Consider the following 13398-nt stretch of genomic DNA (forward strand, 5'->3'; position numbering starts at 1 on the left):
GTAATCAAGAATGGAGCTTTCATCATGAAATCAAGTCATACCGCCCGGCCAGATCAAAACTGGCTGCGGGCACTTATGTTCACCATCTTCGGTTCCACTGTACTGGTGGTATCGTATTTCCAGCTTTACTTCAGTCATCTGGGATTCAGTCGGGCCGAAATCGGTTACCTCTACGGAATCGGTCCTCTCGTCTCCGTATTCTCCAACATGTTCTGGAGTATGGCCAGTGACCGCTACAAAACTGTACGCAAAGTGATGATCATCTTGCTTGCCGGGCAACTGATCACAGGTGTCATGCTTGCCAATGCCACAACCTTTGGTCAGGTGTTTGTACTGGTGGCCCTGTTTTACTTTTTCTACTACCCGGTTTATCCACTTTCCGATACGATGGCGATTACAACCGCGAGCAAGTATGGACGTAATTTCACTTCCATTCGTGTATTTGGCTCGATCGGATATGCGTTCTTTGCGTTAAGCATTGGATATTTTCTCGGATCTTTCGGACCGGGATGGACGATGTGGGTATGTATCGCCCTGGCCGCGACTACTCTTCTGATCGGTTTTCGATTAAAAGAGCAGCCTTCGGGCAGCAGCACTAAAATGGATCTTTCGGGTCTGTGGTCCATCTTGAAACGAAGGGATGTCCTCACCTTTTTCGGTTGCGTTTTCCTGCTCGCTCTGGGTCACCGGATGAATGAAGCCTTTCTTACCATTACGCTGAAAGATCTAGGTGCCAGTGAAGGGCTGATCGGCTGGTCCCTGTTGATCTCTTCGGTCAGTGAGATTCCAGTGTTTTTGCTGCTAAGCAGATACGGCAATCGCTACAAAGAACTTCCTTTGCTCACGATCGCTGCACTGATGTATACGATTCGCTTATTTCTGATGTCCATCTCAGATACACCTGCAGCAGTCGTTGCTATTCAGACGATGCATAGCGTGACCTTTGGCATCTTCTACGTGACTGCAGTCCGTTATATTACCCGCCTTGTTCCGGATGGCTATCGCGCCACTGGTATGGCCCTGTTCACCATTGTGTGGTCCAGCGCTTCCGGTCTGCTCAGCGGAACACTGGGAGGATTGCTGCTGGAGCATACCAACAGAAACACCTTCTATCTCACTGCGATGGCGTTTTCCCTGGCCGCACTTGTTGGATTTTCCATGAAGCTTTGGTCAAGCATGACTAGCCGCACATAAGCATCCAACAAGGATTTCCCTTATGGATCTCAACATATCAAAACATATCAAAAAAAGCACAGCCTCCCATGGGGGGGGACTGCGCTTGGGTTCATATATTCAGCTAGAAGCCAATCATTTATAAGAAATCCGTTTAACCGGAAATATTCTTACAATTTGTTTACGTTAGCTGCTTGAGGACCACGGTTTCCATCAGTAATTTCGAATTCTACCGCTTGACCTTCTTCCAATGTTTTAAAGCCGTCGCCTTGGATTGCGGAGAAATGTACGAATACGTCCTCGCCGCCTTCAACTGAAATAAAGCCATAGCCTTTTTCTGCGTTAAACCATTTAACTGTACCTTTCAAATGAACAACCTCCTAAAAATATCGCCATCTATGGCGAATACCCTTATTATACTGTATGACCTCCTACATTGCAATTTATCTTTTCCATAAAAGTCGAAAAAATTTGCTTTGAATCCAAGGGTACGGTATCATTTTACCAAAACCGTTAGTTTGGAGACTACCTATGATAAAAAAACATGAAATATACAAAACAGACAAGTGGAATATGATGACCGTAGAAGTTCAAGGCAAATATCTGGTGCTTCGTGAAATCTCGGAAGAATGGGGAGAAGAATGCCATACATTCCTCAGCCGTCCTGCGTTGATGCACTGGGCTGAACGTCGCTTCCCGAAAGAAGATTTTGAGAACCGCGAGGACGAATGGCGTCAACTGATGGCTGCCTTCAAAGGGGTCTAGCCCATGCAGCTTGACTCAAGCAATGTTGTCATCTTTATTATTCTTGCTTTTTCCCTAGGAATCGTGCTGATTCTGGGACGCAACTCCATCCCGGATCGTTTAAGACGGGGCATGGCTCTGATTGCCACCCTGCTGATTTGTTTCGCATTTTTCCTGATCGTTTACTTTTTGGTCAATATGGGAGCCTAGCTTCTTTAAATATTTCAATGCCCCTCAGGTCATACTATACGGGATTATTCGTATAGTGAGGAGGAAGGCCGTTGAAATACCGCAAATCGCTGTTCATTCTGCTGGTACTTAGTCTGATTCCTTCGTCTCTCTCCGCACAAGCGAGTGGGACGAAGGCAGCTTCGTCTATATATTCTTTACTTCATCAAAGGAGGATTCCCATGAGTCAACTATTGAAACGTTCCGAGGTACCTACTGAACAAACATGGAAACTGGAAGATCTATTTGCCGATCAGAAAGCTTGGGATCAGGAATATGAAGAAGTATCGTCTTTGACCAAGAAAGCCTCCGAATTCAAGGGCAAACTGAACAAACCTGAGACACTCAAAAGCTGTTTTGAACTCGAAGATGAGATCAGTCTCAAAACCGAACGCCTCTTTGTGTATGCACGGATGCATCAAGATGAAGACACAGCTAACCCTACATATCAAAACCTGTCCCAAAAAGCACAAAAGTTAAGCGTGCAGGTTGGTGAAGCACTATCTTATGTTACACCCGAAATCTTGTCCCTTCCGGATGATCAGTTGGATGCCCTCATCTCCAACGAGAAACTCTCTGCCTATAAGTTCACATTGGAAGAGATGAAACGTGAAAAGGCTCATGTACTGAGCCAAGCCGAGGAAGCATTGCTCGCACAGGTGGGTAACCTGTCCCAGGCACCACAGACCATCTTTAGCATGTTGAACAACGCAGATCTCAAGTTCCCGAAAATCAAGGATGAGCATGGAAACGAAGTGGAACTGACTCATGGCAGCTATATTCAGTTCTTGGAAAATCCGAATCGGGAAGTTCGCGAACGTGCCTTCAAAGCGGTGTATGAAACCTATGGCAAGCAAAAGAACACCATTGCTGCAGCTCTGAACGCTAACGTAACTAAAAACATGTTTTATGCCGATGTTCGGAAATACCCTTCCGTCATGGAAATGTCCCTTTACGGCGACAACATTCCGAAGGATGTCTATACCAATCTTGTGGATACGATTCATGAGAGCCTTCCGCTGTTACACCGTTATATGGACCTGCGCAAAAAATTGCTCGGCGTAGATAAATTGCATATGTATGACCTTTTCGCCCCACTAGTGGATGAATACAAAATGGATATTACCTACGAAGAAGCAAAACAAACGGTTAAAGATGGACTGAAGCCGCTTGGCAAGGATTATGCAGACGCATTGCAGGCCGGCTATGATGATCGCTGGATTGATGTATACGAAAATGAGAATAAACGTTCAGGCGCATACAGTTGGGGAGCCTACGGCACCCACCCTTACGTCTTGTTGAATCACAAAGATAACCTGAATAGTATGTTTACACTGGCACATGAAATGGGCCACGCACTGCATTCCCACTATTCGGACACTACACTTCCGTATCGTGATGCACAGTACACCATTTTCCTGGCTGAGGTTGCATCCACAACGAATGAAGCCTTGTTGATGGATTATCTGCTCAATAAATCGACGGACCCCAAGGAAAAACTGTACTTGCTGACGTATTATGCAGATCAGTTCCGTACCACCGTATTCCGTCAAACTATGTTTGCAGAATTCGAAAAAATTATTCACGAGCGTGCTGAACAGGGTGAAGCTCTCACACCTCAACTGCTTTCGGAAATTTATTATGACCTTAACGTCAAATACCATGGAAACAGCATGGTGGTGGACAAAGAAATTGAAATGGAATGGGCGCGTATTCCCCACTTCTATAACAGCTTCTACGTGTACAAATATGCGACCGGCTTCTCAGCAGCGACCAGTTTCTCCAAGCAAATTCTGGAAGAGGGCCAACCTGCCGTGGACCGTTATCTTGGATTCCTCAAGAGCGGTGGCAGTGACTATTCCATCAACATCCTGAAAAAAGCAGGAGTGGATATGTCTACGCCAGAGCCGATTCGCGAAGCTATGAGTGTGTTCAAGGAACTGATTGAGCAAATGGAACAACTAACGAAATAAGGTTGCTTTCTCGTCCATGTGACCTGATCCCTTGCCCAAATGGGCAAGGGATTTTATAATCAAGCAAGATGCAAGCTCCATGAATTAGGGTAATTGCTTACATAGTTCTGAATTGTTCAACAAGGAGGCACCACCATGAAAATGCAATGGGCACTCATCGCAGGTCTCGTTTTTGCATTACTTACCGGAATTTTTGCGGTCATTAATGTGGATTCCGTTCAAGTCAACCTGCTATTTAACACGGTTCAAATCCCGCTGATTCTGCTCATTCTTGGCTGCACCCTAATCGGTGGAATCATTGTAGGGTCTTATGGCATCTTCCGCCAATATCGACTGCAACGCGAGAACAAGCAATTGAAGCTGCGTGTATCCGAATTGGAAAGCTCCGCAGCAAGCAGCTCTTCCTCCTCTCTGGATTCGTTTAAATCGATGGATACATTCGGAACGACCGATTCGGACAACGCTTCTGTGGAGTCCGATTCCATTCAGAGTCAACGAAAAGGAAATCCTTCGGGTACGCTGTAACACATCAGAGGCAGCCTGCTGGCTATCGAGAATGGAATTGTACATTCTGCCAGACAGGCTGTATTCTGTTTTTAGAACAACTTTCTGCATATTTATTAACGAGGAGGAAATTTCTATATGAGTTTTACCATTGACGAATCCTATGTCCTATCTTTTCTGAAAAAGTTACTCGATACTCCCAGCCCTAGTGGCTATACCCACGATATTATTGAGATGATCCGCAAGGAAGCTGAATCACTTAATATCGCTTTTGAATTGAACAACAAAGGCGGAGCCGTGCTCACATTGCCTGGGCAGGATTCTTCCAGAACGATCGGACTGAGCGCACATGTGGATACATTGGGAGCCATGGTGCGTTCCATCACTTCCTACGGCACACTGAAGCTCACTTCTGTCGGTGGGTTTACCATGAACAGTATCGAGAATGAGTATTGCAACATCCACACACGTGATGGAAAGACCTATACAGGCACCATCCTCTCCCTGCACCCATCTGTACACGTCTATCCAGATGCACGCACGTTTGAGCGAAGCGAGAGCCATATGGAAGTGCGTATTGATGAAGTGGTCTCTTCCAAGGAAGATGTTCTAGCATTGGGTATCTCTGTAGGGGACTTTATTTCCTTCGATGCCCGTGCGGTCATTACCCCCAGCGGATATATCAAATCGCGTCACCTTGATGATAAAGCCAGCGTAGCTGCCTTGTTCGGTATCCTGGAATCTGCACATCGAGAAAACTGGAAACCAATACATAACGTTTCGCTACTTATCTCGAACTACGAAGAAGTTGGACACGGAGCTTCTTATATTCCTGCCGAAATCAGCGAATTGATTGCTGTAGACATGGGCGCAATGGGTGACGACCTTAGCTGCAAAGAGACGGATGTATCCATCTGTGCCAAGGATTCGTCCGGACCATATGACTACGATATGACCACTCGACTGATTGAACTGGCCAAACAAGCAAGCCTTGATTATGTCGTTGATATTTATCCACAATACGGCTCCGATGGCAGCGCAGCATTACGTGGAGGAAATAACATCCGCGCTGCATTGATTGGGCCGGGCGTTCACGCTTCTCACTCCATGGAACGTACGCATAAAGACGCTGTCCTGAATACAGCGAGACTGCTCGCTGCATATATTACAACCAAGTAAATTGTGAACACACACATGGACAAGTAGAATGGCAATACAGCATTTGAACAAATGATCAGAGTTGTGATCTCGATCTTGTTGGGCATGCCGACATGGATCATCTATAATTCACCTATATCATATAAAAAAGGACACTTCAGCTTCTCCGTTTAGAGGTAAGCTGGAAGTGTCCTTCTTCTTTGAGATGGCTTAATTCGCTCGTTCAATATGTTCGCAATACCTACGTTCCAGAAGTTCCAACATCACCTTGTGCTCCCGAATCTGATTCTTCAGTACACGCATCGTGCTTCGCACTGCACTCAGTCCATCCTTCACCTGTGTTTCTGCTTTGCGAATTTTGTCTTGAACCATCCAGTCTACAAAGAGATTATCGAAGAAATAGTCTGCGAATGAAAGCAGACCTCCAAGGTGTAATTCCGTGTTTACAGCCATCTTCACATCCTCTAGCTCCTTCTGAAATCGGCGAAGACGTCTTCCGGCATCCATAATGGCAACCTGAGCATCATCCATTCTACTGCGCTTAATATGAGTCGAGATCATCCCCCCACCCATCATGTCGTAAACTCCCCAATTTCCCGCAGAGGACAAAGCCTTTTCAGCGCGTTCAAGTGCATCGAGCAGATACTGCCCCTCTCGATCCGCCTCATTCAGCTCCTGAAGCTCTCCTGAGAGATGTTCCCGATCCTCAGCAATTTGCTGCAATTCTGCATCTTTCTCCAGCAGATCGTTTTCCTTTTTGCCCCATAACACCTTGTAATCACTTTGCCAGAATTGATATTGCCGCTGTCCGTCCAGCTCCTGTTGCACACGCGAACGCTGCTCCTGGATATCCGTTAACATCTGGCTTGCTGTATCGTACTCTGCCTTACTTTCCATCAACTCCAGTTCTTCTTTCTCCAGTCGATCCTCTTTTTTGCCGATTAAATGATAAAAGAATGCTGATAAAGTCATGCTGTTGAGTCGATCAACATCGTTTTGTTCCTTCTGTAGGTGCTCCAGACGCTGCTGTACTTTCGTTTTCCATTCCGCTTCCTCCTGATTCAGCTTCTCCAGCCGATCATTCCATTTCTCGTACATTCTTCCCTTTTCCTTGATCACTGCCAATTGTTCATTCAGTTCTCTGTACATGGATGTGGAGTTCTCCCCCTTCTATGGAATTCTTTATTTAATAAACGGTTTGAATATGGTTAACGTTTCATATAAATTCATTTACATCAATTCAAAAAAAATCGCCCTCCCCCAAAAGACAACTGCAAGTCGCTTTTGAAGAGAGGACGATTCAATAAAATATACTTTAAGACTTGCTGTTTTCAATCTGTTCCGCAAGCTCATTCAGAACGGTCCAGCGTTCCATCAGTTCATCCAAATGACACTCCGCCTCCGCCTGCTCTGCCATTAACTCCTGCAGACGAGCTGAATCGCTGAAAGATTCTTCCATCTCTTTATTAATTCGGGCGAGATTGGCTTCAGCCTTCTCGATATTCTCATCAATCTGGTCATATTCACGCTGTTCCTTGAAGCTGAACTTCAGCTTAGGTTTAGCCGCCGAGGCAGCAGGTTTATTTTCCTCCGTTGCCGGTTTCACTTTAGCTGCTGTTCCCGTCGCACTTTCCTGAGAAGAGCCAGGGGCATTTTTCAGCATCCATTCTGCATATTCACTATAGTCCCCGACATGTACACGCACAGCACCGCCACCTTCAAAAGACAGTACTTTACCCACCGTCCGATCCAGGAAGTACCGGTCATGGGATACGACAAATACAACACCCGGGAAATCATCCAGGTAATCTTCGAGTACTGCAAGTGTCTGAATGTCCAGGTCGTTCGTAGGCTCATCCAGCAGCAGAACATTCGGTGCAGCCATCAGCACACGCAGCAGGTACAGACGACGCTTTTCTCCGCCAGACAGACGGGAGATTGGTGTCCACTGTGACGCTGGGGTAAAGAGGAAACGTTCCAGCATCTGAGCTGCTGTAATGAGAGATCCATCAGCCGTTTTCACATTCTCGGCCACTTCCTTGATGTACTCAATAACCCGCAGAGATTCATTCATCTCCTGATGCTCCTGAGTGAAGTAGCCCAGATTAACCGTAGGGCCCACAACAACCTCCCCAGCATCAGGTTCAAGCTTGCCGGAAATCATTTGCAGTAAGGTTGATTTACCGCTGCCATTCGGGCCGACAATGCCCACCCGGTCACCAGGTACCGCAATGTAACTGAGATCTTCAATCAATTTGCGGCCATCTGCCGATTTGCACAGATGCTCGATCTCCAGTATTTTTTTACCCAAACGAGTGGAACCCACCGATACCTCCAAAGAGCCTGACCGATTTGGTCCTTGTTGATCCTTTAACTCTTCAAAACGATCAATTCTCGCTTTTTGTTTCGTGGTCCGTGCTTTTGCACCGCGACGAATCCAGGCGAGCTCCGTACGCAGCAGATTTTGCCGCTTTTGTTCAGATGCGGATTCACGCTCTTCACGCTCAGCCTTCAGTTCCAGGTAGCGAGTATAGTTGGCCTCATATCGGAATAAACGTCCATGATCCAGCTCCAGCATCACATTTGCTACACGATCCAGGAAATACCGATCATGCGTGATCATGAGCAGGGCGCCGCGTCGTTTTTGCAAATACTGTTCCAGCCAAACTACGGAATCATTATCAATATGGTTCGTAGGCTCATCCAGAATGAGCAGTTCGCAGGGATGAATCAGTGCAGAGGCAAGCGCTACCCGTTTGCGCTGTCCACCAGACAACGTACCCATCAGCGCATCGAATTGACGAATGCCCAGTTTGGACAGAATGCTCTTCGCTTCACTTTCCATCTGCCAGACCTGAAGCTGCTCCATCTCCTGGTTCAAGCGCAGCAAACGCTCTTGCAGCACCGGATCGGAAGGATTAAGTTCCAGTAGCTCCATTGTTTCTGTATACTCACGTACCGTTTTCATCTCCGGGCTGTCGCCCTCAAATACTTGTTGCAAGACTGTATTATCCGGGTTAAACTGCGGATTCTGTGCCAGGAACTGTATACGCACGTCATTACCAATCGAGATCTGTCCCTCATCCGCTGGCTCCATACCTGCAATGACACGCAAGAATGTGGACTTCCCGGTTCCATTGACACCAACGACGCCAATCTTGTCCTGATCGCCCATACCGAATGAGGCGTCTTTAAACAATATTTTCTCACCATAGCTTTTTGCAACTTGCTCTACCGTCATTATGTTCATTGGTCGTAACCTACTTCTCTGTAAAATAAATTCAATATGAAGCTGCACTTAAGATGCAATGCAACTACGCTCACTCACGCTATACTTGCAAAAAGGAACGACATCCGTCCAGAAACAGAGCTGCTGCAAAGGCAATTCGTTTGTTCAGATGTTCCTCGTTAAACTCTGGATTCAGCATAATATCCATCTTTAGCCGATCGAGAATCCCGATATAAGCTTCTGCAAGCAGCACAGGCTCAGGTACGCCAGCATTCTCTAACACCTCACGCACCATGCTCATATATTCATTCATAAATGCCTTCATGAATTTCATCAGATCCGGATCATTATTGGGTGCCATGAAAAACATCTTGGTATGATTGCGACGCTCATAATAATACGTCAGGTGAGTCTTGGCGATCGCACCGAGCTTATCCCCCGTACTCTGATGTGAGTTCAACGCATAAACCAGGCGACTGATAAAATTGTCGCAGTCACGCTTGGATACGGCAACAAATAATTGTTCCTTATTTTTAAAATATAAATAAATGGTGCCTTTCGCGATGCCCGCTTCGTCCGCAATATCGGACATTTTCGTCTCATAGAATCCTTTTGAACCGAAAATACCGTAAGCTGCATCCAGAATAGCCTCCGATTTGTCTCCTTGCACAGTGCTCAAATGCACTCCCTCCCTACGACGCCAAAATGATACCCAAACCGATCGCCAAACATCCGCCGATCAACGAACTGAGCACGTTTACCAGATCATTACTCATCCAAGACCAGCCACGCGATCGAACGGTTTTGTGTCCACAATGCTCAATTACCTCGACCTCACGGCCGCACACAGTACAACGATACATATACTGAACCGTTGCGCCCAGATAAGAATCGGCAAAAGCTCCTGCCAATCCGCCTACAAGGCCGACACACGTCCAGCTGAGCAGACTCAAGCTTCCAATCCCGGCAATCCAGGAAAATAAAAACGCACCCACGCCGATTAAAGCTCCACCTATGGCAGCAGCCAGTGTCCCAAGTAATGAAACACCTCCAGAGGTACCTGGAGTCAGCACCTTCCACGTCACGACAGAGCGTGGCGGCTTACGGCTGAGACTTCCCCACTCGGTTGCCCATGTATCTGAAGTAACGGTAGCCATGACACCGATAAAAGCATACATCCAGGCTGGGTGTGGGAGGACCCAGTTCCCCAGAACAAGAAACATGCCGATTCCACCGTTAGCCATAACCTGTCCAGCATCACGATTACCCGTCTTGGCATACGATTTCTCAAGCTCCTGCTTGCGATCCTTGCGAAATTTGGAGAACAGCGTTGAGGTAATGAAAAACAACAGCAGTGTTCCAAACCAGAACAGGTTGCCCGCTCCGTAATATATCGTACCCATGATCACAGCCGCGAGGCAGCCGGACAGGGTTAGCGACTTCTTCGCGTAGGCAGCACCCGCCACAATAAAAGCGCATACGGCGCCAATAATCCAGTCCATAAGTTCTCCTGCATGTGGCAGCATCCATGGCCCACATGACGTTTTATATTTTTGAAATTCAATTATACCACGGTTTGATCCCAATGCCGAAACTCCCTAGCCCCGCATACAAAAAACCTGATTCAGCAGCTTTGAAAGCTACCAAATCAGGTCTATGATATTGCGATAAAACTGAGATGAGTGATCCTTCTTCCGTTTGACCAAGAATTCGAGGATTACATCACCTCAAGTTCCAGTTCAGACCCGCTTCGTCCCACCAATTACACCATAACGGTAGAGCACGCTGCGACCAAACCAATTGAACAACCGATCGGTGAGAAAGCCCATAAAGCCCAGAGAAATCAAGCCGACAAAGATCCAATCTGTGCGAAAGAATAATCGGGAATTCCAGATCAGATAACCCACACCTTCATTCGCAGCAATCATCTCTGCGCCGATAATAGCCATATAGGAAGTGCCCATTGCCAGTCGTACCCCCGTGAAGATATACGGAGTCGTCGCCGGAACAACGACATGCAGCAAAATCTGCCATTCGTTGGCTCCCATACTGCGGGCTGACCGGACCTTGTCTTCTTCAATGGAGAGTACACCTGTCAGCGTGTTTAACACAACGATGAAGAACGTTGCATACATGATGAGTGCAATCTTCGATTGCTCCCCGATTCCGAACCAGACCAGGAATAGAGTAATGAATGCAATCGGCGGAATAAAGCGGATAAAATTAAGGAAAGGTTCGGCAAACAGCCGGATCATATGAACCTTGCCGATAATCAGCCCTACCGGGATCGCTATCACACTGCCAAGTACCCAACCCGCAAGCACACGTGTAAAGCTAATTCCGATATACTGCATCAGTGTACCGTCAGCAATCAGTTCGCGAGCACCAAGAATCGTATCCCAAGGACCGGGAATCACGTCGGGTCCATAGAGCATGGCTCCAAGCTGCCAAATCAGAATAACCGTCACCCACAATAGAGGGATAGACACCCACTTCTTCTCCAACCATCTCATCTTGCTATCACCTCAATTATTCTTCAAAATGGCTTTGAATCTGATCATATAGCGTGTTGAACTCAGAGGAGGCAATGTTCCTTGGATAAGACAGAGTATTGTCGTAAATATCCGTTATCTTGGAAGAAGGCCCTACTGACATAATTCCTATCCGCTGACCCAGCAAGAGCGCCTCCTGAATATCATGAGTGACAAAAATAACGGTCTTGTGGGTTTCCTGCCAAATATTGACCAGCTCTTTCTGCATCGTACGCCGAGTCATTGCATCCAATGCTCCAAAGGGTTCATCCATCAACAGGATGGCCGAATCGTTGGCTAGCACCCGGGCCAATTGCACCCGCTGCTTCATGCCACCTGACAGCTCCTTCGGAAATTTGGCTTCATGACTACCCAGTCCAACAAGCTCGATGTATCGGTCTGATATCGTACGCCGCTGAGATTTTGGCACCTTGGACATCCGAAGTCCAAACTCCACATTCTCCCTTACGGTAAGCCACGGGAAAAGAGAAGAATCCGCCTGCTGGAATACCACGGCCCGATCCTTGCCTGGCCTATCAATCTCCTTATTATCCACCTTGAGCTGACCGCCCGACTTAGAGATAAAGCCTGCAATCATATTTAGAAGCGTGGACTTGCCACATCCGCTGGGACCGAGCAGGACAAAGAATTCCCCTCCCTTGATGACCAGATCGACATCCTTGATAATATAGTGTACATCCCCATGGGTGGGGGCATTGTATGTTTTACGAAGCTGCTCAATACGAATCGTATGCTGATCTGCAGGTAAGGACATGAGAACACCTCCAATGCAATTTGCGAGTTATTTGCTATAAGTCACTTTATCTGGCAGTGCCTGCTTCAGGAGCTCCAGGTTCAGTTTGTTATCGAGATCGAAATCGTGTTCGATGATCCCGTTATCCACCATATATTGCTTCTGCCCTGCCAGACTGTCATAAGCTGCCTGGGTAAATCCAACTTCCCATGGATTGATTGGCAGATCCTTCAATGTGGCCTCCTTAGGCTGCTTGGTTTCCTTATACATCAGGTCTGCAACCTCTTCAGGATGTGCCTGGGCATACACGGAGGCTTCATTCAGCGCCGCGAGAAAACCACTCACCGTCTCAGGGTTCCCCTGGATGAATTCATTGCTTGCTACGAGTCCCATTCCAAGACGTACAGGGGTTTGGGACATATCGGTGAGCTGATGCACGCCTTCAAGCGCATCGAATTTATCAGTCAAGGCGGAACCAATGACCCAGGTTGCATCTAGATCACCCTGCTTTAGTGCAATGTAGGCTTCGTCAAATGCTCCCTGACCCACCTGGGTTACATCAGTTAGTTCCAGTCCCTGGTCCTTCAAATATTCATACCACAGATAAGGAATAAACGTACCGCGGATGAAACTTACTTTTTTACCTTTCAGATCGGCTCCACTCTGTATATCATTCTTGGCATACAACTTCCACGCAGCTGCCGCTTCATTCGTAGCCTGACCTGCGGAAGCAATGACAGAGTAATCCCCTTTTGCCAAAGCATTCAATACAGGAAAGTCAGCTCCGTACGCAATATCCACCTGCTTGATAAACAGTGCATTTACACCTTCCGCTGGCGAACCAAACGTAATGCTCTCTGCATCAATGCGGTGGTTTGCAAAGAAACCTTTGGCAATGGCTACCCTGAATGTTGGGTTCGTACTTGTATCTGCGATCCGGACTTTCACTTTTTGGGCCTCTGTGCCGGAGGCACCCTTTGCTTCGGATACCGATTCGTTTGCAGAACATCCCGATAATATCAATAACATGGATAAGAGCATTAATAACGCACCAGTTAAGGTGGATGGTTTTCTCACAATATGCACCCCATTCGTTCTAATCAT

At 47.0% G+C, this 13398-nt stretch carries 14 protein-coding genes; 6 read left to right on the forward strand and 8 right to left on the reverse strand.

The window, feature by feature from the left end; genetic code table 11:
* Positions 1-24 precede the first annotated feature (24 nt).
* Positions 25-1194: an MFS transporter gene (locus AC4PM4_RS16770; protein WP_063564874.1), complete on the forward strand. Its 1170-nt coding sequence runs from the start codon at positions 25-27 to the stop codon at positions 1192-1194.
* Between the two features lie 149 nt (positions 1195-1343).
* On the opposite strand, the gene AC4PM4_RS16775 is transcribed toward AC4PM4_RS16770, so the two are convergent.
* A complete protein-coding gene (locus tag AC4PM4_RS16775) occupies positions 1344-1541 on the reverse strand; it encodes a cold shock domain-containing protein (protein WP_017689394.1) in 198 nt (65 codons plus the stop codon).
* 163 nt (positions 1542-1704) lie between these two features.
* Between AC4PM4_RS16775 and AC4PM4_RS16780 the strand changes: the two genes are divergently transcribed.
* The 5 genes from AC4PM4_RS16780 (at position 1705) to AC4PM4_RS16800 (ending at position 5801) form a co-directional block, all read left to right on the forward strand.
* Positions 1705-1938 carry a hypothetical protein gene (locus AC4PM4_RS16780; RefSeq protein WP_024629225.1) on the forward strand — a complete coding sequence of 78 codons (234 nt, stop codon included), beginning with the start codon at positions 1705-1707 and terminating at the stop codon, positions 1936-1938.
* A 3-nt stretch (positions 1939-1941) separates the two neighbouring features.
* The gene (locus tag AC4PM4_RS16785) at positions 1942-2127 is read left to right on the forward strand and encodes a hypothetical protein (RefSeq protein WP_024629224.1); all 186 of its coding nucleotides are present in this window, start codon (positions 1942-1944) and stop codon (positions 2125-2127) included.
* Positions 2128-2327: 200 nt separating this feature from the next.
* Positions 2328-4118, forward strand: a complete 1791-nt coding sequence (gene pepF / locus AC4PM4_RS16790; protein ID WP_274570512.1) for an oligoendopeptidase F — start codon at positions 2328-2330, stop codon at positions 4116-4118.
* Between the two features lie 135 nt (positions 4119-4253).
* Positions 4254-4643 (forward strand): LapA family protein, encoded by a 390-nt coding sequence (locus AC4PM4_RS16795; RefSeq protein WP_063564876.1) that lies wholly within the window; start codon positions 4254-4256, stop codon positions 4641-4643.
* A gap of 117 nt (positions 4644-4760) precedes the next feature.
* Positions 4761-5801, forward strand: coding sequence for a M42 family metallopeptidase (locus AC4PM4_RS16800; protein WP_063564877.1), 1041 nt, complete (start codon positions 4761-4763; stop codon positions 5799-5801).
* Between the two features lie 189 nt (positions 5802-5990).
* On the opposite strand, the gene AC4PM4_RS16805 is transcribed toward AC4PM4_RS16800, so the two are convergent.
* The 7 genes from AC4PM4_RS16805 to AC4PM4_RS16835 all read right to left on the reverse strand — a co-directional run bounded on the left by AC4PM4_RS16805 (position 5991) and on the right by AC4PM4_RS16835 (position 13398).
* Positions 5991-6929: a hypothetical protein gene (locus tag AC4PM4_RS16805; protein WP_491614069.1), complete on the reverse strand. Its 939-nt coding sequence runs from the start codon at positions 6927-6929 to the stop codon at positions 5991-5993.
* 166 nt (positions 6930-7095) lie between these two features.
* The gene (locus AC4PM4_RS16810) at positions 7096-9030 is read right to left on the reverse strand and encodes an ABC-F family ATP-binding cassette domain-containing protein (RefSeq protein ID WP_491614070.1); all 1935 of its coding nucleotides are present in this window, start codon (positions 9028-9030) and stop codon (positions 7096-7098) included.
* Positions 9031-9109: 79 nt separating this feature from the next.
* A complete protein-coding gene (locus AC4PM4_RS16815) occupies positions 9110-9688 on the reverse strand; it encodes a TetR/AcrR family transcriptional regulator (protein ID WP_063564880.1) in 579 nt (192 codons plus the stop codon).
* 13 nt (positions 9689-9701) lie between these two features.
* Positions 9702-10511 carry a DUF92 domain-containing protein gene (locus AC4PM4_RS16820; RefSeq protein ID WP_400343469.1) on the reverse strand — a complete coding sequence of 270 codons (810 nt, stop codon included), beginning with the start codon at positions 10509-10511 and terminating at the stop codon, positions 9702-9704.
* A 237-nt stretch (positions 10512-10748) separates the two neighbouring features.
* Positions 10749-11522 (reverse strand): ABC transporter permease, encoded by a 774-nt coding sequence (locus AC4PM4_RS16825; RefSeq protein WP_063564881.1) that lies wholly within the window; start codon positions 11520-11522, stop codon positions 10749-10751.
* 16 nt (positions 11523-11538) lie between these two features.
* On the reverse strand, positions 11539-12315 hold the full coding sequence (locus AC4PM4_RS16830) for an ABC transporter ATP-binding protein (RefSeq protein WP_063564882.1): 777 nt from the start codon (positions 12313-12315) through the stop codon (positions 11539-11541).
* A 27-nt stretch (positions 12316-12342) separates the two neighbouring features.
* Positions 12343-13398 carry an ABC transporter substrate-binding protein gene (locus AC4PM4_RS16835; RefSeq protein ID WP_491614071.1) on the reverse strand — a complete coding sequence of 352 codons (1056 nt, stop codon included), beginning with the start codon at positions 13396-13398 and terminating at the stop codon, positions 12343-12345.

This window comes from Paenibacillus sp. MDV22-iso6, from assembly GCF_058408365.1.